The 22,865-nt window shown below is 68.9% G+C and carries 22 protein-coding genes and 1 riboswitch; of the genes, 6 read left to right on the plus strand and 16 right to left on the minus strand.

Features of this window, described 5'->3' with window-relative positions:
• Positions 1 to 48 precede the first annotated feature (48 nt).
• The 3 genes from ASD65_RS16780 to ASD65_RS16790 are packed head-to-tail and all read left to right on the plus strand — an operon-like array spanning position 49 to position 2,224.
• Positions 49 to 903 carry an ABC transporter permease gene (locus ASD65_RS16780; RefSeq protein WP_056226375.1) on the plus strand — a complete coding sequence of 285 codons (855 nt, stop codon included), beginning with the start codon at positions 49 to 51 and terminating at the stop codon, positions 901 to 903.
• Positions 900 to 1,727, plus strand: coding sequence for an ABC transporter permease (locus ASD65_RS16785; protein WP_056225351.1), 828 nt, complete (start codon positions 900 to 902; stop codon positions 1,725 to 1,727). The genes ASD65_RS16780 and ASD65_RS16785 overlap by 4 nt, the downstream gene beginning before the upstream one ends.
• A gap of 56 nt (positions 1,728 to 1,783) precedes the next feature.
• On the plus strand, positions 1,784 to 2,224 hold the full coding sequence (locus ASD65_RS16790) for a DUF2269 family protein (RefSeq protein ID WP_056225354.1): 441 nt from the start codon (positions 1,784 to 1,786) through the stop codon (positions 2,222 to 2,224).
• Positions 2,225 to 2,292: 68 nt separating this feature from the next.
• Here ASD65_RS16790 and ASD65_RS16795 read toward each other — a convergent pair whose 3' ends face one another.
• The 7 genes from ASD65_RS16795 to ASD65_RS16825 all read right to left on the minus strand — a co-directional run bounded on the left by ASD65_RS16795 (position 2,293) and on the right by ASD65_RS16825 (position 9,704).
• On the minus strand, positions 2,293 to 3,765 hold the full coding sequence (locus ASD65_RS16795; RefSeq protein ID WP_056225358.1) for an MFS transporter: 1,473 nt from the start codon (positions 3,763 to 3,765) through the stop codon (positions 2,293 to 2,295).
• A 161-nt stretch (positions 3,766 to 3,926) separates the two neighbouring features.
• Positions 3,927 to 4,400 (minus strand): 6,7-dimethyl-8-ribityllumazine synthase, encoded by a 474-nt coding sequence (gene ribH, locus ASD65_RS16800; protein ID WP_056225360.1) that lies wholly within the window; start codon positions 4,398 to 4,400, stop codon positions 3,927 to 3,929.
• On the minus strand, positions 4,397 to 5,674 hold the full coding sequence (locus tag ASD65_RS16805) for a bifunctional 3,4-dihydroxy-2-butanone-4-phosphate synthase/GTP cyclohydrolase II (RefSeq protein WP_056225364.1): 1,278 nt from the start codon (positions 5,672 to 5,674) through the stop codon (positions 4,397 to 4,399). Before ASD65_RS16805 ends, ribH begins: the two co-directional genes overlap by 4 nt.
• The gene (locus ASD65_RS16810; RefSeq protein ID WP_056225369.1) at positions 5,671 to 6,315 is read right to left on the minus strand and encodes a riboflavin synthase; all 645 of its coding nucleotides are present in this window, start codon (positions 6,313 to 6,315) and stop codon (positions 5,671 to 5,673) included. The genes ASD65_RS16805 and ASD65_RS16810 overlap by 4 nt, the downstream gene beginning before the upstream one ends.
• Positions 6,315 to 7,361 (minus strand): bifunctional diaminohydroxyphosphoribosylaminopyrimidine deaminase/5-amino-6-(5-phosphoribosylamino)uracil reductase RibD, encoded by a 1,047-nt coding sequence (gene ribD / locus ASD65_RS16815; protein WP_056225372.1) that lies wholly within the window; start codon positions 7,359 to 7,361, stop codon positions 6,315 to 6,317. The genes ASD65_RS16810 and ribD overlap by 1 nt, the downstream gene beginning before the upstream one ends.
• Positions 7,362 to 7,428: 67 nt before the next feature.
• Positions 7,429 to 7,588: riboswitch (FMN riboswitch) on the minus strand.
• A gap of 38 nt (positions 7,589 to 7,626) precedes the next feature.
• Positions 7,627 to 8,667: a LacI family DNA-binding transcriptional regulator gene (locus ASD65_RS16820; protein WP_162248520.1), complete on the minus strand. Its 1,041-nt coding sequence runs from the start codon at positions 8,665 to 8,667 to the stop codon at positions 7,627 to 7,629.
• A 74-nt stretch (positions 8,668 to 8,741) separates the two neighbouring features.
• Positions 8,742 to 9,704 carry a sugar-binding transcriptional regulator gene (locus tag ASD65_RS16825; protein ID WP_056225379.1) on the minus strand — a complete coding sequence of 321 codons (963 nt, stop codon included), beginning with the start codon at positions 9,702 to 9,704 and terminating at the stop codon, positions 8,742 to 8,744.
• Positions 9,705 to 9,801: 97 nt separating this feature from the next.
• Between ASD65_RS16825 and ASD65_RS16830 the strand changes: the two genes are divergently transcribed.
• Positions 9,802 to 11,520: a glycerol-3-phosphate dehydrogenase/oxidase gene (locus ASD65_RS16830; protein ID WP_056225383.1), complete on the plus strand. Its 1,719-nt coding sequence runs from the start codon at positions 9,802 to 9,804 to the stop codon at positions 11,518 to 11,520.
• 78 nt (positions 11,521 to 11,598) lie between these two features.
• Positions 11,599 to 13,140, plus strand: a complete 1,542-nt coding sequence (glpK, locus tag ASD65_RS16835; protein ID WP_056226378.1) for a glycerol kinase GlpK — start codon at positions 11,599 to 11,601, stop codon at positions 13,138 to 13,140.
• 9 nt (positions 13,141 to 13,149) lie between these two features.
• Here the strand turns inward: glpK and ASD65_RS16840 are convergent, their stop codons facing one another.
• From ASD65_RS16840 to sdhC, 9 genes are all read right to left on the minus strand, one after another.
• Positions 13,150 to 14,022 carry an Fpg/Nei family DNA glycosylase gene (locus ASD65_RS16840; protein WP_056225386.1) on the minus strand — a complete coding sequence of 291 codons (873 nt, stop codon included), beginning with the start codon at positions 14,020 to 14,022 and terminating at the stop codon, positions 13,150 to 13,152.
• Positions 14,023 to 14,054: 32 nt separating this feature from the next.
• On the minus strand, positions 14,055 to 14,618 hold the full coding sequence (locus ASD65_RS16845; RefSeq protein ID WP_056225389.1) for a GNAT family N-acetyltransferase: 564 nt from the start codon (positions 14,616 to 14,618) through the stop codon (positions 14,055 to 14,057).
• 37 nt (positions 14,619 to 14,655) lie between these two features.
• On the minus strand, positions 14,656 to 15,660 hold the full coding sequence (trpS, locus tag ASD65_RS16850; RefSeq protein WP_082561965.1) for a tryptophan--tRNA ligase: 1,005 nt from the start codon (positions 15,658 to 15,660) through the stop codon (positions 14,656 to 14,658).
• Between the two features lie 68 nt (positions 15,661 to 15,728).
• Positions 15,729 to 16,577: an exodeoxyribonuclease III gene (locus ASD65_RS16855; RefSeq protein WP_200948729.1), complete on the minus strand. Its 849-nt coding sequence runs from the start codon at positions 16,575 to 16,577 to the stop codon at positions 15,729 to 15,731.
• A gap of 36 nt (positions 16,578 to 16,613) precedes the next feature.
• Positions 16,614 to 17,849 carry a YhjD/YihY/BrkB family envelope integrity protein gene (locus ASD65_RS16860; protein WP_056226381.1) on the minus strand — a complete coding sequence of 412 codons (1,236 nt, stop codon included), beginning with the start codon at positions 17,847 to 17,849 and terminating at the stop codon, positions 16,614 to 16,616.
• A 67-nt stretch (positions 17,850 to 17,916) separates the two neighbouring features.
• The gene (locus tag ASD65_RS16865; RefSeq protein ID WP_056225399.1) at positions 17,917 to 18,702 is read right to left on the minus strand and encodes a succinate dehydrogenase iron-sulfur subunit; all 786 of its coding nucleotides are present in this window, start codon (positions 18,700 to 18,702) and stop codon (positions 17,917 to 17,919) included.
• A 2-nt stretch (positions 18,703 to 18,704) separates the two neighbouring features.
• On the minus strand, positions 18,705 to 20,510 hold the full coding sequence (gene sdhA / locus ASD65_RS16870; protein ID WP_056225402.1) for a succinate dehydrogenase flavoprotein subunit: 1,806 nt from the start codon (positions 20,508 to 20,510) through the stop codon (positions 18,705 to 18,707).
• A 43-nt stretch (positions 20,511 to 20,553) separates the two neighbouring features.
• On the minus strand, positions 20,554 to 21,003 hold the full coding sequence (locus ASD65_RS16875) for a succinate dehydrogenase hydrophobic membrane anchor subunit (RefSeq protein WP_056225405.1): 450 nt from the start codon (positions 21,001 to 21,003) through the stop codon (positions 20,554 to 20,556).
• The gene (gene sdhC, locus ASD65_RS16880) at positions 21,003 to 21,437 is read right to left on the minus strand and encodes a succinate dehydrogenase, cytochrome b556 subunit (RefSeq protein ID WP_082561966.1); all 435 of its coding nucleotides are present in this window, start codon (positions 21,435 to 21,437) and stop codon (positions 21,003 to 21,005) included. The genes ASD65_RS16875 and sdhC overlap by 1 nt, the downstream gene beginning before the upstream one ends.
• A 167-nt stretch (positions 21,438 to 21,604) precedes the next feature.
• Here sdhC and ASD65_RS16885 point away from each other — a divergent pair, with 167 nt between their 5' ends.
• The gene (locus ASD65_RS16885; protein ID WP_056225411.1) at positions 21,605 to 22,720 is read left to right on the plus strand and encodes a mannose-1-phosphate guanylyltransferase; all 1,116 of its coding nucleotides are present in this window, start codon (positions 21,605 to 21,607) and stop codon (positions 22,718 to 22,720) included.
• Positions 22,721 to 22,865 lie beyond the last annotated feature (145 nt).

Here is a 22,865-nt window from a genome sequence, read left to right on the forward strand (position 1 = left end):
GAAGACCCGGGAGAGGGGCGGGTGCCGCTGCCCGGCGCGCCTGCCGGCATGGTCGCGACCGCACCCGCCACCACCGACGAGCTGCGCGCCGAAGCGATGGAGTGGGGCCGCAAGCCTCGCTGGCGTGGCGCGCTCTACGTCACCGAGCACATCGTGCGGGCGATGCGGGCCTACGGCTGGACCATCATCGTCGGGGCGCTCGGTCAGCCGATCATCTACCTGCTCGGGCTCGGCGTCGGCCTGGCCGCGCTCATCGACGGGACGATCGATGACGGCTCCGGCGTCTCGGTGAGCTACCTCGTGTTCGTGGCGCCGGCGCTGCTGATGACCGCGGCGATCCAGGTCGGCACCGAGGAGTTCAGCTACCCGATCATGGACGGTTTCAAGTGGCGCCGGTTCTTCTTCGGGTTCAGCGCCTCGCCGATCACTCCCGGGCAGATCGCGACCGGCGTGCTCTTCGGCGCCTCGGCGCGGATCCTCCTCGCCGTGACGGGCTACTACCTGTTCATCTGGGTGTTCGGTGCGGTCCCCGACCCCGCGACGGGATGGCTGGCGATTCCCATCGGGCTGCTCGCTGGCTGGGCCTTCGGTGCGCCGCTGATGGCCTACGCGGCCTCCATCACCGAGGACAAGGGGCAGTTCGCCCTCGTGCAGCGCTTCATCTTCATGCCGATGTTCCTGTTCTCCGGCACGTTCTACCCCCTGTCCGCCTTGCCCGACTGGCTCGAGTGGATCGGCTGGATCTCGCCGCTGTGGCACGCGACGCAGCTCGGCCGAGGGGTCACCTACGGGCGGCCGGAGGAACCCTGGCTCATCGCCGTGCACGTCACGTACCTCGTCGTGCTCGCCGTCGTCGGCTACCTCTTCGCCCGGCACTTCTTCGCGAAGCGGCTCGGCGCATGACCGCCCTCGAGCAGGAGACGAGCGTCGCACCGCGGCGCGGCGGAGTGCGGGCGCTCTGGGCCGGCAACCCCGGTGCCGTCGTGCAGCGCGGGCTGATCGCCGCGCGCTCCTCGAGCTGGGCCGTCGTGCTCTCCGGCTTCTTCGAGCCTGTCTTCTACCTCGCGTCGATGGGCATCGGCCTCGGGTCTCTGGTCGGTGACGTGCAGACGACCGCGGGGATGGAGGTCACGTACGCGCAGTTCATCGCGCCGGCACTGCTGGCCGTGTCGGCGATGAACGGCGCCATCTACGACTCCACCTGGAATGTCTTCTTCAAGATGAACCACGCCAAGCTCTACGAGGGGATGCTGTCGACCTCGCTCGGCCCGCTCGACGTGGCGCTGGGCGAGATCATCTACGCGCTGCTGCGCGGTCTCGTGTACGCCTCGGGCTTCATGATCATCATGCAGGTGTTCGGACTGAACCTGGCCTGGACCGCGATCCTCGCGCTGCCGGCCGTGGTGCTGATCGCGTTCGGCTTCGCCAGCATCGGCATGGCCGTGACCAGCTACATGAAGGTCTTTCAGCAGATGGACTGGATCAGCCTCGTGCTGCTGCCGATGTTCCTCTTCTCGGCGACCTTCTACCCGATCACGGTGTACCCGCCCGTCATCCAGGCGATCGTCCAGGCGCTGCCGCTCTGGCACGGCGTCGAGCTCATCCGCGGGCTGACCACCGGCTCCATCGACTCCGCGATGCTCATCCACGTGCTGTACTTCGTGGTCATGATCGCGGTGGGGCTGGTCTTCACCACCAAGCGTCTGCGGGCGCTGTTCCTGGGCTGATCGTCGCCGCGCGAGCCACCTCGTCTAAACCTTCAGTCGGGCGTAAGCTCGGGGTCATGGACACCATCATCAGCATCCTCCACGTCGGAACGGCCGTCTTCATCGTCGGCCCGATGGCGATCCTTCCCATGACCGGACTGCGCGCGCTCCGCTCCGGAAACGCCGGCCAGGTGCGCACGCTGGCGAAGTCCACCTCGATCTTCACGTGGCTGTCGCTGCTGACGTTCATCTTCGGCTTCGGCGCGATGAGCATGGCCGACGAGAAGTACAACCTGAGCTTCACGACCCCGTGGATCCTGTGGTCGACGATCCTCTACGTGATCGCCTTCGCCGTGACGATGTTCCTGGTCGTCCCGCAGATGAACAAGGCCGCCGCCGAACTGGATGGCGCCGCTGAGGGCACCAAGCCGTCCGGCTACGGCGCGATCGCGGCCGGTAGCGGCATCGCGTCGCTCCTGCTGGTGGCCGTCGTCGTCCTGATGATCTGGAAGCCGTAGCGCTTCGAGCTGTAGACGAAGAGGAGCGGATGCCGACGGCTTCCGCTCCTCTTCGTCTACAGCTCGAGCTACAGCGCGCGGGTGACTTCGACGCCCAGGTCGGCGTCGAAGTCGAGGTCCTTCGTCTCGGGGGCGAGTGCCACCGCGATGAGCGTGAGCACCCCGGCGCCGGACAGGTAGATGCCGACCAGCCACGGGTTGCCACCCGCGCCGGCCCACAGGGCGACGGCGATGATCGGGGCCAGAGCCGCACCCAGGATTGAGGACACGTTGTACGAGATCGCCGACCCGGTGTAGCGGACGTTGGTCGGGAACAGCTCGGGCAGGACCGCGCCCATCGGTCCGAAGCTCGCGCCCATGAGCGTGAATCCGAGGATCAGGAACGCCTGCACGAGCGCGCCCGTGAACTTCGGATCGGTCTGGGGGAGGAGGAACAGCGAGAACGTCAGACCGAACACGATGATCCCGCTCGTGACGCCCAGGAGCAGCTTCTTGCGACCGATCGAGTCGGCGATGGGTCCCGACAGCAGCGTGAACAGGCCGAAGAACACGACGCCGAGGATCTGCATCAGCACGAAGTCGGTGTAGCCGAATCCGAGCCCCGGATAGAACTGCGCGGCGAACGCGACCGAGTCGAAAGGCTGGCCGGATGCCTCGGCAGCCGCCTGCGCCGCGGCTGAGGCGGTGGCCAGGTCAGCGGCCTTCGTGCCGTAGGAGAGCGTGAAGTTGGTCATCAGGTAGAAGAGCACGTACGTCGCCAGCATGATGAACGTGCCGAGGATGAGGTGCCACCAGTGCAGCCGGAAGACGGTGGTCACCGGGAACTTGCGGATCGCGCCCTTCTGCTCCGCCTTCACGAACGTCTCGGACTCGACGAGCTTCAGGCGCACCCAGAGGCCGATGATGACCATGACCGCGGAGAACAGGAACGGCACGCGCCATCCCCACGCGAGGAACGCCTCGGAGCGCTGCCCGTCTTCGCCGGCCGGCAGGGCGAAGTTGATCACCAGGAACACCGTGTTGGCGATGATGAAGCCGAGTGGGGCGCCCAGCTGCGGGAACGTGCCGTACCAGGCGCGCTTGCCGGCAGGCGCGTTCTCGGTGGCGACCAGGGCTGCGCCCGACCACTCGCCGCCGAGCGCGAAGCCCTGCGCGAGGCGCAGGAGCAGCAGCAGGAAGGCGGCGAACCAGCCGATCTGCTGGAACGTGGGAAGGCAGCCGATGAGGATCGTCGCGATGCCCATCGTGAGGAGCGAGGCCACCAGGGTCGCCTTGCGGCCGTATTTGTCGCCGAAGTGCCCGAAGACGACGGCGCCGATCGGACGTGCCACCATGGCGGCCCCGAAGACGCCGAACGAGGCGAGCAGGGCCGTCGTGTCGTTGCCGGTCGGGAAGAACAGGATCGGGAACACCAGGACCGCGGCCGTGGCGTACGCGTAGAAGTCGTAGAACTCGATCGTCGTGCCGACGAGACTCGCCGTGATCACCCGCGATCGGGAGTTCAGCGGAGCTGGGGCGGTCGTGGGACTGGGGGAGGTCATGCTGTTCCTCGGCGTCGGAGACGGATGCGGCGCCCTGGGGGTGCGCCGACTCAACGTTTCAGTTTAGCCGGGGGACATTCCGACGGCAGGATCGAACGACGCACAACGCAAAGAGAGCGCCTCCCGGGGGAGACGCTCTCTTCTGATTCGTGTACGTCGGATCAGCCGCGCAGCTCGCGCAGCACCACGGCCATGCGCACGGCCGCATCGGCCGCCTCGGCGCCCTTGTCTTCCTTCGACTCGGGCAGACCGGCGCGGTCCAGGCCCTGCTGCTCGTCGTCGAGGGTGAGCACGCCGAAGCCGACGGGCTTGCCGGCGTCCAGCGCGACGCGCGTGAGCCCGTCGGTCGTCGCTGCGGACACATATTCGAAGTGCGGGGTTCCGCCGCGGATGATCACGCCGAGCGCGACCACCGCGTCTGCGCCGCCCGCGAAGGCGGCCTGCGCGGCCAGCGCCAGCTCGAAGGAACCGGGCACCCGTACGAGGCGGTGACCCGCGCCCGCGGCATCCAGCGTGCGCTGCGCTCCGGCGATCATCGCGTCGGTGATGACCTCGTGCCAAGTGCCGGCGATGATGACGACATCCAGTCCCGTCCCGTCGACCGCGCCGGTCGAGGGCGCGCCCGTGCCGCTCATGAACCGGCCCGTTCGTGCATCAGGGCGATGGCGTCGGTGAGGTCTTCCTCGGCGATCAGGTGGCCCATGCGGTCACGCTTGGTGGAGAGGTACTGGTGATTGTTCGGCCCGACGCCGACCAGCAGCGGCACCTGTTCGATGATCTCGAGGCCGAGCTCACGCAGCTGGTGGACCTTGTCGGTGTTGTTGGTGAGCAGCCGCACCTTCTCGACGCCGAGGTCGGCGAGGATGCCGGCGGCGGCCGCGTAGTCGCGTGCATCGGCCGGCAGTCCGAGGGCGAGGTTGGCGTCGACGGTGTCGAGCCCGCGCTCCTGCAGGCTGTAGGCGCGGAGCTTGTTGATCAGTCCGATGCCCCGGCCCTCGTGGCCGCGCATGTAGACGACGACGCCGCCCTGGGTGGCGATCGCGTCCATTGCGGCGTCCAGCTGAGGCCCGCACTCGCACTTGAGCGAGTCGAACGCCTCACCGGTGAGGCACTCCGAGTGCACTCGCACGAGCGGCGCGTCGTCGGAGAGGTCGCCCGCCACGATCGCGAGGTGGTCGGTGCCCGTGACACGGTCCTTGTACGCGAGGAAGCGGAAATCGCCGTGTGCGGTGGGCACCTGGGCCTCCGCGCGCAGGCTGACGCGACGCTTGTGGACGACGGGCTCCGTGGGGTCGTGCGGCTCGTGCTCCTCGAGGTAGGCGATGAGCTGCTCGATGGTGATCACGTGCACGCCGTCGCGCTGCCCGAGCTCGATGAGTCCGGGAAGGCGCATCATGCTGCCGTCCTCGGCGACGACCTCGGCGATCGCGCCGACCGGCTCGAGACCTGCCAGCTTCATCAGATCCACGGCCGCCTCGGTGTGCCCGCCGCGTTCGCGGACCCCGCCGTCCACCGCGCGCAGCGGGAGGACGTGGCCGGGGCGGATGACGCTCTGGGGCGTGGAGCCCGGGTTGGCCAGCACGTTCAGCGTGTGCGAACGGTCCGTGGCGCTGATGCCCGTCGAGATGCGGTCGGCGGCATCGACGCTCACGGTGTAGGCCGTGCCGCGCGCGTCCTCGTTCACGGCGACCATCGGCGGCAGGTCCAGGCGGTCGGCCCAGTCCGCGGGCATCGGCGCGCAGATGAACCCGCTCGACCAGCGCACGGTCCACGCGATCCATTCGGGAGTGGCGAGTTGGGCAGAGAGGATGACGTCGCCCTCGTTCTCACGGTTCTCGTCGTCGGCGACGATGACCGGCCTGCCCGCGCGGAGCGCGTCCAGGGCCTCGGGAATGGTGGAAAGGCTCATCGGGAGCCTCCTTCTGTCGGGACGGCAGCCGCCGTCGGGGAAAATGCGAGCAGGCGCTGCACGTGCCGCGCCAGGATGTCGGTCTCGAGGTTGACCCGGTCGCCGGCGACGCGCGCGCCCAGGGTGGTGGCCACGAGGGTCTCGGGGATGAGCGACACCTCGAACCAGGCGTCGGGGGCGTCGGCCGCGCTGACGGCGCTGACGGTGAGAGAGACGCCGTCCATCGCGATCGAGCCCTTGTCGACCACGAGCGGGGCGAGCGGCGCGGGCAGACCGACGCGGATGACGCGCCACTGGTCGCCGGGACGCACCTCGAGCACCTCGCCGGTGCCGTCGATGTGTCCCTGCACGATGTGCCCGCCCAGGCGGCCGTGCGCGGCGGTGGCGCGCTCGAGGTTGACCGCGCGTCCGGCGGCCACGCCGCGGAGGGTCGACATCTCCAGCGTCTGCTGCATCACGTCGGCGGTGAACCAGTCCGCGCCGCGGTCCACGACCGTCAGGCAGACACCGCTGACCGAGATCGAGTCGCCGTGACCGGCGTCGGACACCGCGATCGGTGCCTGCACGGTGAGGCGCACGCCGTCCCCCGAGGGGGCGACGGCGGTGACCGCGCCGATCTCTTCCACGATTCCGGTGAACATCACTGCGCTCCTTGGGGGTCCGGCGCACTGGCCGGTCGAGGGGAGGCGACGACCAGCAGGTCATCGCCGAGGCGTTCGATCGTCGATACCGTCAGGCGGTGCGCGTCACCGATCGTGCCGACGCCGATGTCGCCGAGCGCGAGGCGATCGCCGCCCAGCAGCACGGGGGCGACGTAGACGAGGAGCTCGTCGACCAGGCCCGCACGCACGAACGCGCTGGCCAGCGTGGGACCGCCTTCGACGAAGACGCGCTGGATGCCGCGTTCGCGCAGGTCGGCGAGTACGGCGGAGAGATTGTGGGTGTCGTAGAACAGCGGAGTGCGCGGATGGCGGCGGATCGCGGCATCCGTCGGCGTCTCGGCCCGCCCGATCACGACCGGTTGCGGCTGGGACGCCCGCAGCGAGCCGTCGGACTCACGTGCCGTCAGCGAGGGGTCATCGGCCAGCACCGTGCCGACACCGACGACGATCGCGTCGGCCGCCGCCCGACGGGAGTGCACGTCGGCGCGCGCCTGTGGACCGGTGATCCACTGGCTGGTGCCGTCGTGGGCTGCCGCGCGGCCGTCCAGACTCTGCGCCCACTTGACGGTCACGGCGGGGCGGCCGAGCTCTGCCACGTTCAGCCACGACTTCAGGAGCGCCTCGCCCTCGGCGCGGTGGACGCCGCCCTCGACCTCGACGCCGGCCGCGGCGAGCCGCTCGGCGCCGCCGCCCGCTTCGGGGTTCGGGTCATCGACGGCGTACACGACCCGGGTCACGCCGGCGGCGATGAGCGCCTCCGAGCACGGGCCGGTGCGGCCACTGTGGTTGCACGGCTCGAGGGTGACGACGGCGGTCAGCCCGCGTGCCTCGCCCGGTGCGAGCTGCGAGAGGGCATCGACCTCGGCATGCGCCGTGCCGGCGCCGCGATGCCAGCCTTCCGCGACGATGGTCCCGTCGGGGCTGAGGAGTACGGCGCCCACCTGCGGATTGACACCGCGGGGGCCGTTGAGCGCGAGCGCGAACGCGCGCAGGATGGCGGCGTCTTCTGCTGTGCTCACTGCCATGTCAACCTTCGATCCGATACGGTTCTCGGTCTCCGGGGCAATGGCGAGCGCCGACGCTGACGCGTCGCTGTGCTTCCTCCCATCCGGACTGACGACGGAAAACCGTCGCATCACCGTCGGTTCCGGAATTTCACCGGATCGACCTCGGCCGCACCCTCATCGGATGCTGCGCCTCAGCTCGCGGACTCTCACCGCCGGTTCGGATTCTCACCGACCCCGGAGCACGTTGATGCTCTCGAGTGTAGTCAACGCGCGAGACGCTCGGCTATTCCGCGTCACTCTCTGTGACGTGCGCGGTGCGCAGGGGGCCGGAACTCTCGCGTGAGATGAGGCGATAGCCGACCTCGACGTGGGCCGTGGCGCGGTCGTTGTCGGCGATGAGTTCCAGCAGTGTGTCGACCGCGCGCGTCGCGATCGCCTGCTTGTCCGGGGCGATCGAGGTGAGCGACGGGACCGAGAACTCCGACTCCTGAACGTCGTCGATCGAGGCGATGGCGACGTCATCCGGCACGCGGAGTCCGGCATCGGCGAGAGCGCGGATGGCGCCGAACGCGAGCATGTCGGTGAAACACACCAGGGCGTCGAAGCGGACGCCCTGCGCGAGCGCGCGCGCTGTTCCCTCGCGCCCGGCCTGCCGGCCGAACCGGTCGGTGTACAGCACCAGATCGGGATCGAACGCGACATCGGCGGCCTCGAGGGCCTCGCGATAGCCCCGCAGGCGGAGCCGGGCGCTGCGGTACAGGTCCGAGTGGTACGCGCCCAGCGTCGCGATGCGGGTGTGGCCGCGCTCGAGCAGGTGCCGGGTGATGTCGCCGGTGGCGCGGACATTGTCGATCGCGATGTCGGTGAAGCGCGAGCCGGAGATCTGCTCACCGATCAGCACCGTCGGCACCTCGGGCGGCGTCTCGTACAGCTCGTCCTTGACGAGCGAGAGGGGGCTGAAGATGAGCCCATCGACGATGTGCGACGTGAAGTCGCGCAGCATCCGCTGCTCGTTCTGCTTCGCGCCGCCGGTCTGCGTCGTGATGACCGTGTAGCCGCGCTGCTGGGCCGCGAACTCGACGAGCTCGGAGAGCTCCGCGAAGTAGGGCTGAGACAGCTCGGGGACGGCGAACCCGAGGATGCGGGTGCGGCCCTGGCGCAGGCGGCGCGCCGAGATGTTCGGCTTGTAGTTGAGCTGCTCGATCGCCGCGAGGACGCGGGCGCGTGTGCTCGGTCGTACGTGCACGAAGTCGTTGACGACATTGGACACGGTCCGGGGTGAGACGCCGGCCAATAGTGCGACATCCCGAATGCTCGCGCTCACCTGACCTGCCTCTCCTCGCGGCCGCTGCGCCTTGGGCAGACTATCGCGGGATGGCACTCCTGCCCGGGGTGATCTCAGGCGTCTTCGAGGGCGTGTGCGGTCGCCTCGTCCACGACGAGGTCGGTCGCCAGGCCCGCAGCCAGCGCCCCGCGCACACTCGCGAGCTTCGAGACGCCCGAGACGATGCAGACTCGTCGCGGCACGCGCCGCAGCACATCGAACTGGGGGCCCGTGGCCCGCTCGTTCAGGGCGATGCCGTCGCTCGATCCGTCTTCGCGGAAGAACACCGTGGCGACGTCGCCGACCACGCCCGCCGCGTCGAGGTCGGCGAGCTCGTCGGCCTCGAGGTACCCGCCGGAGTACACGTGGCTGGGCACCCGGGATCCGGCCGACCCTGTGCTGAAGACGATCAGGTCCATCGCGGCCTGCATCGCGAGGATGCGGCGCATGCTGCGCTCCCGCCACATCCCGAGCTTGGTCTGCGGGTCGTCGAAGAAGGCCGGGACGGGGAACTGCTGAGCGCTGCCGCCGTACGCTCCGGCGAAGCGACTCAGGATCTCGCTGGCGTAGAGCAGGCCGGTGGTGTGGGTGTTGCCCGAGCCGTTCAGCTGCACGAAATTCGTACCGCGCACCGCCTTGGGCATCAGGTGCTTGCTCACGGCGGCGGTCGTCGCGCCCCACGCGACACCGATCGTCATGTCGTCGCCGACGAGCTCGTGCATGAGGTGCGCCGCGGCGATCGCAACCCGCTCGAGACGCTCGATGTCGTTGGCGTCATCGGGCACCGGCACGACGTGCACGGTCACGCCGAAGCGGCGGGTGAGGCGCTCCTCGAGGAGCTGTGGCGCGGCGAAGGGGGAGCGGATCCGGATGTCGACGATGCCGGTCGCGCGCGCGTGCGTCAGCAGCCGCGACACGGTCGATCGCGACGTGCCGAGCTCCTGGGCGATCGCTCCCATCGTCCGATCCTGGACGTAGTAGAGGTGCGCCGCGGTGAGTGCTCGCTGCACGGTGCGGGGGTCGGTCAGCTCATCCATCTCGAGAAGTATGCACGTATGTGCAGAAGGGCTGCAAGTACGTCCAACGCTGGCATCATGGAGGAGAGGCGATCGACGAGGGACACAGGGGGATCGGATGAACGAGGTACCGACGGCGCAGGGATTCGGCGCACTGGCCGCACGTCCGCATGCGGATGTGCTGATCATCGGCGGCGGCATCAACGGGCTCGCGACCTTCCGCGACCTGGCGATGCAGGGTGTCGACGTGGCCCTGGTCGAACGCGGCGACTTCGTCAGCGGCGCCTCCGCCGCGTCGTCCCACATGATCCACGGCGGTATCCGCTACCTCGAGAACGGTGAGTTCCGGCTGGTGCACGAGGCCGTGACCGAGCGCAACGGCCTGCTGCGCATCGCTCCGCACTATGTGCGGCCACTGCAGACGACGATCCCGATCTTCTCCACCTTCTCCGGCATCCTCGGCGCCCCCCTGCGCTTCCTGCGACACGGGGGCGGGAAGCACACCGAACGCGGTGCCGTGCTCATCAAGATCGGGCTCGTGATCTACGACTCGTTCTCGCGCGGCGGCGGTCGCGTGCCGCATCACGCCTTCCGCGGACGCAAGCGGTCGCTGCAGGAGCTGCCCGAGCTCAACCCCGAGGTGAAGTACACGGCGACCTACTGGGACGCCTCGCTGCACGATCCGGAGCGTCTCGCGATCGATGTGCTGCGCGACGGCCGAGCAGCGGGCGGGGACCGTGCGCGGGCGGCCAACTACACCGCGGCCGTCGGTGTGCAGGACGGCCGCGTCGTGCTGCGCGACATGGTCGACGGCGCAGAGCTGCCGTTCACGGCATCCGTCGTCATCAACGCCTCCGGCCCGTGGACCGACCTGACCAACCTCGCCCTCGGCGACCCGACCCGGTACATGGGCGGCACCAAGGGGTCGCACATCGTGCTGGATCACCCCGCGCTGCTGGCCGCGACGGGCGGACGCGAGCTGTTCTTCGAGCACAAGGACGGCCGCATCGTCCTCATCTACCCGCTCAAGGGCCGCGTTCTGGTGGGCACGACCGATCTCGAGCACGACATGGCCGACCCGATCGTGTGCACCGAGGCCGAGGTCGACTACTTCCTCGACCTCGTCGGCCAGGTGCTGCCGGAGATCCCGGTCGACAGGTCGCAGATCGTCTACCGCTTCGCCGGTGTGCGCCCGCTCCCCGGGCACGGCGACCTCGCCCCCGGATTCGTCTCGCGGGACTACCGGATCGAGGCGGAGCCGCTTCCGGGGGCGGATGCCACGGTCCTGAGCCTCGTCGGCGGCAAATGGACCACGTTCCGGGCCTCGGCCGAGCACCTCGCCGACCGTGCCCTCGATCTGCTCGCGCTCCCGCGTCGTCGCTCGACCAAGGGCGTGCCGATCGGCGGAGGGCTGGGCTATCCCACCACGGAGCGCTCGCGACAGCAGTGGATCGCGGCGCACTCCGAGGAGCTCCCGGCCGCGCAGGTCGCGACCCTTCTCGACCGCTACGGCACGGTCGCGACAGCCGTGATGGACGCGGTCATCGACGATCCGCGCGACGCTCCGCTGGAGCATGCCCCGGGCTACAGCTCGGGGGAGATGCGCCACCTGGCCCGGAGCGAAGACGTCGTGCACCTCGACGACCTGCTCATGCGGCGCACGAGCCTGGCCTTCATCGGCGGTGTGACGGCGGAATCGGCCGCGGAGATCGCTGCGGCGATCGCTCCCGCGCTCGGCTGGGATGCCGCGCGGGCCGAGGCCGAGGCGGTGCGCGGCTACCGGTTGGTGCATGCCGCCGACCCATCGCGGATGCAGACCCCCGCCGACCAGCGATAGCCTGACCGCAGCCGGTGGCGCGGATGCGCCGCCGGAGACCGCGTGCGGGCGATGCTGCCCGCGAGGAAGGAGACGGCGTTGGCCGATCACGTTCTGGCCATCGACCAGGGGACGACCTCTACCCGGGCGATCGTGTTCGACGCAGCGGGTGGGATCGTCTCGACGGCTCAGCGCGAGCACGAGCAGATCTTCCCGCGAGCCGGCTGGGTCGAGCACGATCCGGTGGAGATCTGGACCAACACCGAGTGGGTCATCGCCGCGTGTCTCTCGCGGGCGAAGCTCGAGGCATCCGCCATCGCTGCGGTCGGCGTGACCAACCAGCGCGAGACCGCGATCGTGTGGGACCGCCGCACCGGGCGGCCCGTGCACAACGCGATCGTGTGGCAGGACACGCGCACCCAGCCTCGGATCGACCGCCTCGCCGCATCGGCCGAGGGTGGCATGTTCCAGTTCGCCGAGATCACCGGCCTGCCGCTCGCGACTTACTTCTCAGCTTCGAAGATCGGCTGGATCCTGGACACCGTGCCGGGTGCGCGGGAGGCCGCCGAAGCCGGCGACCTGCTGTTCGGCACTCCGGATACCTGGGTCGTGTGGAACCTCACCGGCGGCGCACGCGGCGGCATACACGTCACCGACGTCACCAACGCCTCCCGCACCCTGCTGATGGACCTGCGCACTCTCGACTGGTCGGATGAGCTGCTGGCGGTGTGGGGGATTCCGCGGCGGATGATGCCCGCCATCCGTTCGTCGTCCGAGGTGCTCGGCGAATCGCAGCTGCCCGATGTGATGCACGGTGTGCCGATCGCCGGCATCCTGGGCGATCAGCAGGCGGCGACCTTCGGACAGGCCGCGTTCGACGCGGGGGAGTCGAAGAACACCTATGGCACGGGCAACTTCCTGCTCGTGAACACGGGCACGGACATCGTGCGCTCCGGCAGCGGCTTGATCACCACCGTGGCCTACCGCTGCGACGGGGAGCCCGCGCGCTACGCGCTGGAGGGGTCGATCGCGGTGACCGGGTCGCTCGTGCAGTGGCTGCGTGACAACCTCGGGATCATCCAGCGCTCCGAAGACGTCGAGAGCCTCGCGGCGACCGTCGACGACAACGGCGGCGCGTACTTCGTGCCCGCCTTCTCCGGCCTGTTCGCACCGTATTGGCGGCCCGACGCGCGCGGCGCCCTGGTCGGTCTCACGCGCTTCGTGAACAAGGGTCACATCGCGCGCGCGGCACTGGAATCCACGGCCTTCCAGACACGCGACGTCATCGAGGCGGTCGCGGGAGACACCGGGCGTCCGCTCGAAGAGCTCCGCGTCGACGGCGGGATGACGCACAACAGCGCCTTGATGCAGTTCCAGGCAGACATCCTCGGCATTCCCGTCGTCCGCCCGAAGGTGGTCGAGACGACGGCGCTCGGGGCGGCATACGCCGCAGGTCTTGCCACCGGCGTGTGGCGCAGCCGCGACGACCTGCGCGTGCACTGGCAGCAGGACGTGCGCTTCGAGCCGCGCATGAGCGTGGACGAGCGCGAGCGCCGCTACCGGATGTGGAAGAAGGCCGTGTCGAAGTCGCTCGACTGGGTCGACGACGACGCGCGTTCGCTCGCCGGCACCCTCGGCTGAGCCGGGGAGCTACTTGAGCAGGCGCGAGAGGCGGCGGTCGGCGAGCACCTTGCCGCCGGTCTGACAGGTCGCGCAGTACTCGAGCGAGTTGTCGGCGAAGAAGACGCTGCGCACGGTGTCACCGCAGACCGGGCAGAGCTCGCCGCGGCGACCGTGCACCTGCATGCCCCGACGCTTGGCGTCCTTCAGGTCGGCAGGTGGCTTTCCGGATGCCTCGGCCACGGCATCCGTCAGCGTCTCGGTCATCGCGGCGAAGAGCCGGTCGATGTCGGCCTCGTCGAGGGTCGCCGCCAGCGCGTACGGCGACATCTTCGCGGCGTGCAGGATCTCGTCGGAGTAGGCGTTGCCCACCCCGGCGATGATCGACTGGTCGCGCAGCACGCCCTTGATCTGGGTGCGCCGCCCCACGAGTAGTCCGGCCAGCGTGTCACGCGTGAACGCGGGGTCGAGTGGATCAGGTCCGAGTCGCGCGATGCCCGGCACGTCCTGCGGATCGCACACCACGTAGACGGCGAGCGACTTCTTCGTCCCGGCCTCGGTGAGGTCGAACCCCGAGCCGTCGCTGAGCGCGACGCGCAGCGCGATCGGCGTGCGCCCCGGCTTGATGAGCGTCGTCGACAGCTGGTCGTACCACCGCAGCCATCCCGCCTTGGCGAGGTGGAACACGAGGTGGGGTGCGGCATCCGTCCCTGTCGTGGACAGGTCGACGAACTTGCCGTGCCGCGCCGCCCCCGTGATCTCGGCGCCCTGCAGGGCGTGCACCGGTGGGTCGTACGTCTTGAGCGCCGCGATCGCGGCCACGGACACGCGCGTGATCGTCAGGCCGCTGACACGTCCGTTGAGGAAGTCGACGAGCCCCTGCACCTCAGGCATCTCGGGCATGCGCCCATCCTGTCACGCGGTGCCGACGCGAGTCAGCCCTCGAGCACCGGCCACGGCTGCGGGCTGCGGTCGTCGTCGCGCAGGAGTCCGCCGATCCATCCGTCGTCGCGGCCGCGGCCGCTGACCAGCGCCTGACGCAGCAGGCCTTCGTAGCGGATGCCGACGGCCCGAGCCGAGCGGGCGGAGGCGACGTTGCCGACCACGGCGCGCCACTCGATGCGCTGCAGGGCGAGGCCGTCGTCGGAGAAGCCCCAGTCGAGGGCGGCGTGGGCGGCCTCGGTGAGCAGTCCGCGACCGCGGGCGTGCGGAGCGACCCAGTACCCGATCTCGGCGCCGCCCTCGTTGACGCGGTGCAGGCCGATCATCCCGGCAAGGCCGTCCTCGGCCCGCATCGCCCAGGTCGCCTCGGCGCCTTCGGCCCACCACGCCGCGACCTTCTCGATGAAGCCCTCGGCGTGCTCGCGCGCGTACGGCGACGGGACGGTCGTGTACTGCTGGATGTCGGGGTCTTGGCACGCGTCGTAGATCGCGTCGACGTCGGCAGTCGTCGGCACGGACAGCTCGAGACGCGTCGTGCGCAGGGTCACAGGTTCCACCCCGCCACCCTAACGCGCACCCCGCGCGTCGCGTCCTCTACCGCCGGCGGAGGAGCCCGATCTTGTCGTAGACGTCGTCGAGGGTACGGTCGGCGACCGATGCCGCGCGGTCGGCGTTGGCAGCCAGCACACGGTCGAGCTCGGCCGGGTCGTCGAGAAGCTCGAGGGCGCGCGCACGCACCGGCTCGAACTCGGCGACGACCACCTCGGCCAGGCCCTTCTTGAAGTCGCCGTAGCCGCGGCCCGCGTACTCGTCCTCGATCGCCGGGATCTGCTTGCCGCTGAGCGCCGCGTAGATGACCAGGAGGTTGGAGACACCGGGCTTGGCCTCGCGGTCGAACCGCACGACGCCTTCGCTGTCGGTCACGGCGCGCATGATCTTCTTCGCGCTCACGGCCGGGTCATCCAGCATCCACAGCACGCCGGAATCGGACTCCGCCGACTTCGACATCTTGGCCGTCGGGTTCTGCAGGTCGTAGATGCGTGCGGTGTCGCGCTGGATCACCGGCACCGGCACGGTGAAGGTCTGTCCGTAGCGTGAGTTGAACCGCTCGGCCAGGTCGCGCGTCAGCTCGACGTGCTGCTTCTGGTCGTCGCCGACGGGCACGACATCGGTCTGGTAGAGCAGGATGTCGGCGGCCATGAGCACCGGGTAGGTGAACAGCCCGACCGAGGTGGCGTCGGCGCCGTAGCGCTGCGACTTGTCCTTGAACTGCGTCATCCGTCCGGCCTCACCGAAGCCGGTGATGGTGGACAGCACCCACGCGAGCTCGGCGTGCGCGGGCACGTGCGACTGGACGTAGAGCGTCGAGCGCGACGGCTCGATGCCGGCCGCGATGTACTGCGCGGCGGTGCGGCGCGTCTTGGCGCGCAGCTCGGCGGGCTCGTTCGGCTGGGTCAGCGCGTGCAGGTCGACGACGGAGAAGTACGCGTCGTAGGAGTTCTGGAGCTCGCGCCACTGCATGAGCGCCCCGATGTAGTTGCCGATCTGCAAAGAGTCGGCCGAGGGCTGCATTCCGGAGTACAAGCGCGGTTTCGTCACCAGCCAATCCTATGGGCGACGGATGCCGCGTCCGCCCGCACTGCGGACGACGCGGTCGCGCGACCGGCTCAGACCCCGAGCGTGTAGTCCGCGATGACCGGTGCGTGATCGCTGAAGCGGGTGTCCCACGAACCGGCGCGCACGACGCGATAGTCCTGCACCCGTGCCGCGAGCTCCGGCGTAGCGAGGTGGTAGTCGATCCGCCAGCCGGTGTCGGTGTCGAACGCGCGGCCGCGCATCGACCACCAGGTGTAGGGGCCTTCGACGTCGCCGTGGAAGCGGCGGCCGATGTCGACCCACCCGAGGCCGGTGCCGGTCGAGCCGTCGACGCCGGTCGCCTCGGCACCGTCCTCGCCCAGGAAGCGGTCGAAGTAGGCGCGCTCGCGGGGGAGGAACCCGGCCTTCTTGATGTTGCCCTTCCAGTTGCGGATGTCGAGCTCGCGGTGGCCGACGTTCAAGTCGCCCATGATCAGTGCGAGCGGCGACTCGGCGCGCAGCTGCGGCATCCGTCGTTCCATGGCGTCCAGGAACGCCCACTTGGCGTCCTGCTTCGGCGTCTCGGCCTCGCCGGTGTGCACGTAGGCGCTCACCACGGTCAGCTTCTCGCCGTCGATGTCGAAGTCCGCCTCGATCCAGCGGCCGGCGCTGTCGAGGCCGTCCTCGCCGAGTACGGTGCGTGTCGCGACCGGTGCGATCCGGCTCGCCACAGCGACACCGGCGCGTCCCTTGGCCAGCGCCTCGTCGTTGACGATCTCCCACCCGGGCAGGGCCACCGCGAGCTCTTCAGCGGTGGCGCGCACCTCCTGCAGGGCCATGATGTCGACGTCGGCGTCGGCGAGCCACTCGATCATGCCCTTGCGGACGGAAGCACGGATGCCGTTGACGTTGACAGAGGCGATGCGGATGGGGCGAGGCACGCCTGCCAGCCTAGCCAGCGGCGCCGACACCGGGCGTCACTCGAGCAGGCTGCCCTTCTTCGTCGGCGGGGGAGTGGCGGCCTCGACCTGCGTGAGCTCGTCCTCCGCCTCGCGCAGCGCCCGGTCGGCCGCCCACACGCGATACCAGGGAGCGCTTGCGCGCGCCTCCTGGGCGGTGCGCAGCCGTACCCGCGCAGCGGTCAGGAGTGCCCGGTGCTCGGCGGCGAGACGCTCGGCCTCGCTCTGGGTGATCAACGGCACATGGGCATCACGCGCCGCCGTGGCGATCCACGCCGCGGCGACGAGCATGATGATGCCGATGATCCGGAACCACAGCAGCAGGCCGACGAAGATCGCGAACGTCGCCAGCAGCGGGTTCGTCGGGGTGTAGCTGAGCAGCCATCCGGCACCCAACTGCAGCACCGTGATCGCGCCGCCGCCGAGCAGCGCGCCCGGCCAGATGCGACGCCATGGGAGCGAGGTGCCCGTCAGGAAGCGGAACAGCGCTGCCAGCGATGCCGAGAACACGATGAAGGAGATGATGATCGAGCTGATGGCGACGGCGAAGTGGTAGAAATCGGACGACGTCCCCCAGCCGAGCAGATCGAAGAGCCAGGTGAGCGCCCAAGTGCCGGCGTAACTGACGCCGGATCCCAGGACGAGGGAGACCCCGAAGACGACGGCCGCGAGGAAGTCGCGTGCCTTCAGCAGCACGTAGCCGCGGCGGTCGGGCGGGATGCCGAAGATGTCGCGCACGGCGCGACGGGCGTAGGTGACGAAGCCGATCGCGGTCCAGATGACCGTGATCAGGGCGATGACACCCGTGATCCCGAGCACGCTGGCGCTCTGGGTCGCGATCTCGGTGACCTGCGCCTCGGTGAAGAGGCCGTGTTCGCCGATCAGCCCCGGAATCCAGCTGTTGATGACCGTGATCATCGCGTCGATCGCCTCGGGGCTGCCGCCGAGCCAGAGCCCTGCGATCGCGAACGCGACGTACACGGTGGCGAAGAACGCGAACAGGGCCTGGTAGCTCACGCCGGCGGCGAGGAGGAATCCGTTGTGCTGCAGGAAGTGCCGCCAGACACGCACCGGGAACCAGCCCATGGTGCGCTTCGTCAGTGCGGTGGCGCGCGAGATCGGTTGGTCGAACCGTTCGCGCAGCGTCTCCTGTGTCGTGTCCCACCGCTGCCGGAGGCTTTCCTCCGTGCGGGCGGCGTCATCCGCATTCGCCCGATCGACGGGGTGCTTGCCCCGATCGCTCCTGTCCGTCACGATCACAGGTTAGCGATCAACGGATGCCGCAACGCACGTCACGGCATCCGACCTGCTCATCGGACGATCAGCGCTTGCCGCGGAGGACGGCCTGCTTGACCTCGGCGATCGCCTTGGTGACCTCGATGCCGCGGGGGCACGCCTCGGTGCAGTTGAAGGTCGTGCGGCAGCGCCACACGCCCTCCTGGTCGTTGAGGATGTCGAGGCGCACATCGGCGGCGTCATCGCGCGAGTCGAAGATGAAGCGGTGCGCGTTCACGATCGCGGCCGGTCCGAAGTACTGGCCGTCGGTCCAGAACACGGGGCACGAGGACGTGCACGCGGCGCACAGGATGCACTTCGTGGTGTCGTCGAAGACCTCGCGGTCCACGATCGACTGGATGCGCTCCTTGCCCTTCTCGGGCGTCGAGTTCGCGATGAGGAACGGCTGCACCTCGCGGAAGGAGGCGAAGAACGGCTCCATGTCCACGATCAGGTCCTTCTCCAGCGGCAGGCCCTTGATCGCCTCGACGTAGATCGGCTGCGAGATGTCGAGGTCCTTGATCAGCGTCTTGCAGGCGAGGCGGTTGCGGCCGTTGATGCGCATGGCATCCGATCCGCAGATGCCGTGCGCGCAGGAACGACGGAAGCTCAGCGAGCCGTCGACCTCCCACTTGATCTTGTGCAGGGCGTCCAGCACGCGGTCCGTGGAGTACAGCTCCACGTCGTAGTCGACCCAGCGCGGCTCCTCATCGACCTCCGGGTTGAACCGGCGGACGATGAAGGTCACGAGGAAGGACTGGATGCCCGTGTCCGCAGCGGTCTCGCTCGTTTCGGCTGCGGCATCCGTCGTCTCGACGAGAGTCGACACCATTCCTAGTACTTCCTCTCCATCGGCTGGTAACGCGTCATCGTGACCGGTTTCCAATCGAGCCTGATGTGGTCGTCGGCGTGGGACGAGTGCGGGTCGCCGCTCAGGTACGCCATCGTGTGCTGCATGTAGTTCTCGTCGTCGCGCAGGGGGTAGTCGTCGCGCATGTGACCGCCGCGGCTCTCCTTGCGGTTGCGCGCGGTGTGCACCACGACCTCGGCCAGATCCAGCAGGAAGCCGAGCTCGACCGCCTCGAGCAGGTCGGTGTTGTACCGCTTGCCCTTGTCGTCGACGTGGATGTTCTTGTACCGCTCGCGCAGCTCCTCGATCGTCCCGAGCACCTTGCCGAGGGACTCCTCGGTGCGGAACACCTGGGCGTTCATGTCCATGTCGTCCTGCAGCTTCTTGCGCAGGACGGCGATGCGCTCGGAGCCGTTGTTGTTGCGCAGGCCCTCGATCATCTCGCGGACCTCCTTCGTGGGGTCCTCCGGGAGGGGCACGAACTCGGCGGTCTGCACGTACTTGACGGCGTTGTTGCCGGCGCGCTTGCCGAACACGTTGATGTCCAGCAGCGAGTTGGTGCCGAGGCGGTTCGAGCCGTGCACCGAGACGCACGCGCACTCGCCGGCGGCGTAGAGGCCCGGCACGACGGTGGTGTTGTCCGAGAGGACCTCGGCGTTGACGTTGGTCGGGATGCCGCCCATCGCGTAGTGCGCGGTCGGCATCACGGGCACCGGCTCGGTGACCGGGTCCACGCCCAGGTAGGTGCGGGCGAACTCGGTGATGTCGGGGAGCTTGGTCTCCAGGACCTCCGCACCGAGGTGCGTGCAGTCGAGGTAGACGTAGTCCTTGTGCGGGCCGGCGCCGCGGCCGTCCAGGACCTCCTGGACCATCGAGCGCGCGACGATGTCACGCGGGGCGAGGTCCTTGATGGTCGGGGCGTAGCGCTCCATGAACCGCTCGCCGCTCGCGTTGCGCAGGATCGCGCCTTCGCCGCGGGCACCTTCGGTGAGCAGGATGCCGAGGCCGGCCAGGCCGGTCGGGTGGAACTGGAAGAACTCCATGTCCTCGAGCGGCAGACCCTTGCGCCAGATGATGCCGACGCCGTCGCCGGTAAGGGTGTGCGCGTTGGAGGTCGTCTTGTAGATCTTGCCGAAGCCGCCCGTGGCGAAGATGATCGCCTTCGAGTGGAAGACGTGCAGGTCGCCCGTCGCGAGCTCGTAGGCCACGACGCCGGCGACCTGGGTCGTGCCGTCCTCGTCCTTCACGGTGATGACGTCGAGCGCGTAGAACTCGTTGAAGAAGTTGATGCCGAGGCGGACGCAGTTCTGGAACAGCGTCTGCAGGATCATGTGGCCGGTGCGGTCGGCGGCGTAGCACGCGCGGCGGACCGGCGACTTGCCGTGGTCACGGGTGTGGCCGCCGAAGCGGCGCTGGTCGATCTTGCCCTCGGGGGTGCGGTTGAACGGGAGACCCATGTTCTCCAGGTCGATGACCGCGTCGATGGCCTCCTTGGCGAGGATCTCCGCCGCATCCTGGTCGACGAGGTAGTCGCCGCCCTTGATGGTGTCGAAGGTGTGCCACTCCCACGAGTCCTCTTCGACGTTGGCGAGCGCAGCGGCCATGCCGCCCTGCGCCGCACCGGTGTGCGATCGCGTGGGGTACAGCTTGCTGATCACCGCCGTCTTGGCGCCGGGCCCTGCCTCGATCGCCGCACGCATGCCGGCGCCGCCGGCGCCGACGATGACGATGTCGAACTGGTGGTAGTGCACGCCGTCTCTGACGACGGAGCCTTCGGTCTGGGTGCTCACGTGATGGATGCTTTCGTCTCGGTCTGCTGCGTGCCGGTCGGGTCTAGCCCTGGCACATGTCCCACAGGCTGCTGTCGGCGGTCACGCCGAGGCACGGGTCGAAGGTGAACACGACGAGCGTGCCCAGGAGGATGAGGAACGCGGCGGCCAGACCGACGGCCCACACGAGCACGCGACGCGTGCCGTTGTGGGTGACGTAGTCGTTGATGATCGTGCGCATTCCGTTGGCGCCGTGGATGAGCGCCAGCCACAGCATCAGAACGTCCCACCACTGCCAGAACGGGGTGGCGAACTTGCCGACGACGAAGGCGAAGTCGATCTGGTGGATGCCGGTGCCGGCCATGAGGTTGACGAACAGGTGGCCGAAGATCAGCACGACCAGCAGCACGCCGGAGACGCGCATGTAGATCCAGCCCCACTTCTCGAGGTTGGCGCCGGCCTTGCGGGGACGGAGTTCGGGGCTGCGGGGCGCCGCGATGGTCTGAGCGCTCATCAGTGACCGCCTCCGATCGACGAGAAGACATTGATCAGATGACGGGGGGTGAACCCGGCCATCGTGACGACCCAGAGGCCCAGGACGCCCCACCACAGCTGTCGCTGGTAGCGCGCGCCCTTGGCCCAGAAGTCGACCAGGATGATGCGCAGCCCGTTGTAGGCGTGGTACGCGATGGCACCGACCAGGGCGACTTCGCCGAGCCCCATGATGGGGTTCTTGTAGGTGCCGATGACGGCGTTGTAGGCCTCGGGTGAGACCCGGATGAGTGCGGTGTCCAAGACGTGGACCAGCAGGAAGAAGAAGATCGCGACTCCGGTGATGCGATGCAACACCCACGACCACATTCCTTCGCGACCTCGATAGAGCGTTCCGCGAGGAACCTTCGAGGTGGTCTCCGATACCGACGGTGTCACGCGTGTGCCTGCAGACACGGTCGTCCTCCCTGTTCGATCTTCAACGCGGGTTCGCGGCCCTCACTGAGCGCCGGCGCTGCGGTCTCATCCTATTCCCGTCCTTCATGCGGATGGTGGTTAGGTGGACCTAACTATCTTGACATCAAGATAATTGGAACGGATGCCGGTCCCGGTAGCCTGGGGGCATGGCTGAGCCGATCGACGACTTCTACGCAGTGATTCCGGCCGGAGGCATCGGCAGCAGGCTCTGGCCGCTGTCGCGTGCGGACGCACCGAAGTTCCTGCACGACCTGACCGGTTCGGGGCACACTCTGCTGCGCGACACCTGGGACCGCCTGGAGCCGCTGGCGGGCGCCGGGCGCATCGCCGTGGTGACGGGTCGCGCCCACCGGGCCGCCGTCGAGAAGGAGCTTCCCGGCATTCCGGACCGCAACGTCATCCTCGAGTCCGAGCCGCGGGACTCCGCTGCCGCGATCGGGCTGGCCGCCGCGATCCTGGTCCGCCGCGAGCCCGACGTCATCATCGGCTCGTTCGCCGCCGACCACGTCATCCGCGGCACGCAGGTGTTCGACTGGGCCGTGCAGCAGGCCGTCGCCGTCGCGCGCGAGGGCTACATCTGCACGATCGGGATCCCGCCGACCGAGCCCTCGGTGGGCTTCGGCTACATCCAGAAGGGCGAGGAGCTGGTCGTGGCCGGCGCTCCGGAGGCGGCCACGGTGCAGCGCTTCGTGGAGAAGCCCGACCTCGAGACCGCCCGCGGCTACCTCGCCGAGCGGACGTACCTGTGGAACGCGGGCATGTTCATCAGCCGCGCCGACGTGCTGCTGGGGGAGATCGCCGAGAACCAGCCGCACCTGTACGCGGGACTGATGGACCTCGCCGAGGCCTGGGACGATCGCGACCTGCGCGGCCCCGTGGTGGACCGGGTGTGGCCCTCGCTGCCGAAGATCGCCATCGACTACGCCGTCGCCGAGCCCGCCGCCGAGAAGGGCCTCCTCGCCGTCATCCCCGGCCACTTCGACTGGGACGACGTCGGAGACTTCGCCAGCCTCAGCAAGCTCGTCTCGAACGGTCGCAAGAACGACCTCGCGATCCTCGGGGAGAACGCCCGCATCCTGGCCGATGCCTCCAGCGGCATCGTGGTGAGCCAGACGCAGCGCATCATCAGCGTCATCGGTATGAAGGACATCGTGATCGTCGACACCGACGACGCCCTCCTGATCACAACCAGCGAGCACGCGCAGCGGGTCAAGGGCGTCGTGGACGCCCTCAAGCTCAACGGTCGCGGCGACGTCCTCTGACGCCGGCCGGCCTCGATCCGGCGTCGGCTCTGTTGCGTCTTTGTAACCATTCCCCGCACGGCGTGCGTTCGGCGTGCAAGCGGGGCGTCACAGTAGGTAACTTCGTACTCACCCGCGAGGTCCGCGGGTCTTTCCTCGTGGAGGC

The sequence above is a fragment of the Microbacterium sp. Root61 genome, assembly GCF_001427525.1.
Taxonomy (GTDB): domain Bacteria; phylum Actinomycetota; class Actinomycetes; order Actinomycetales; family Microbacteriaceae; genus Microbacterium.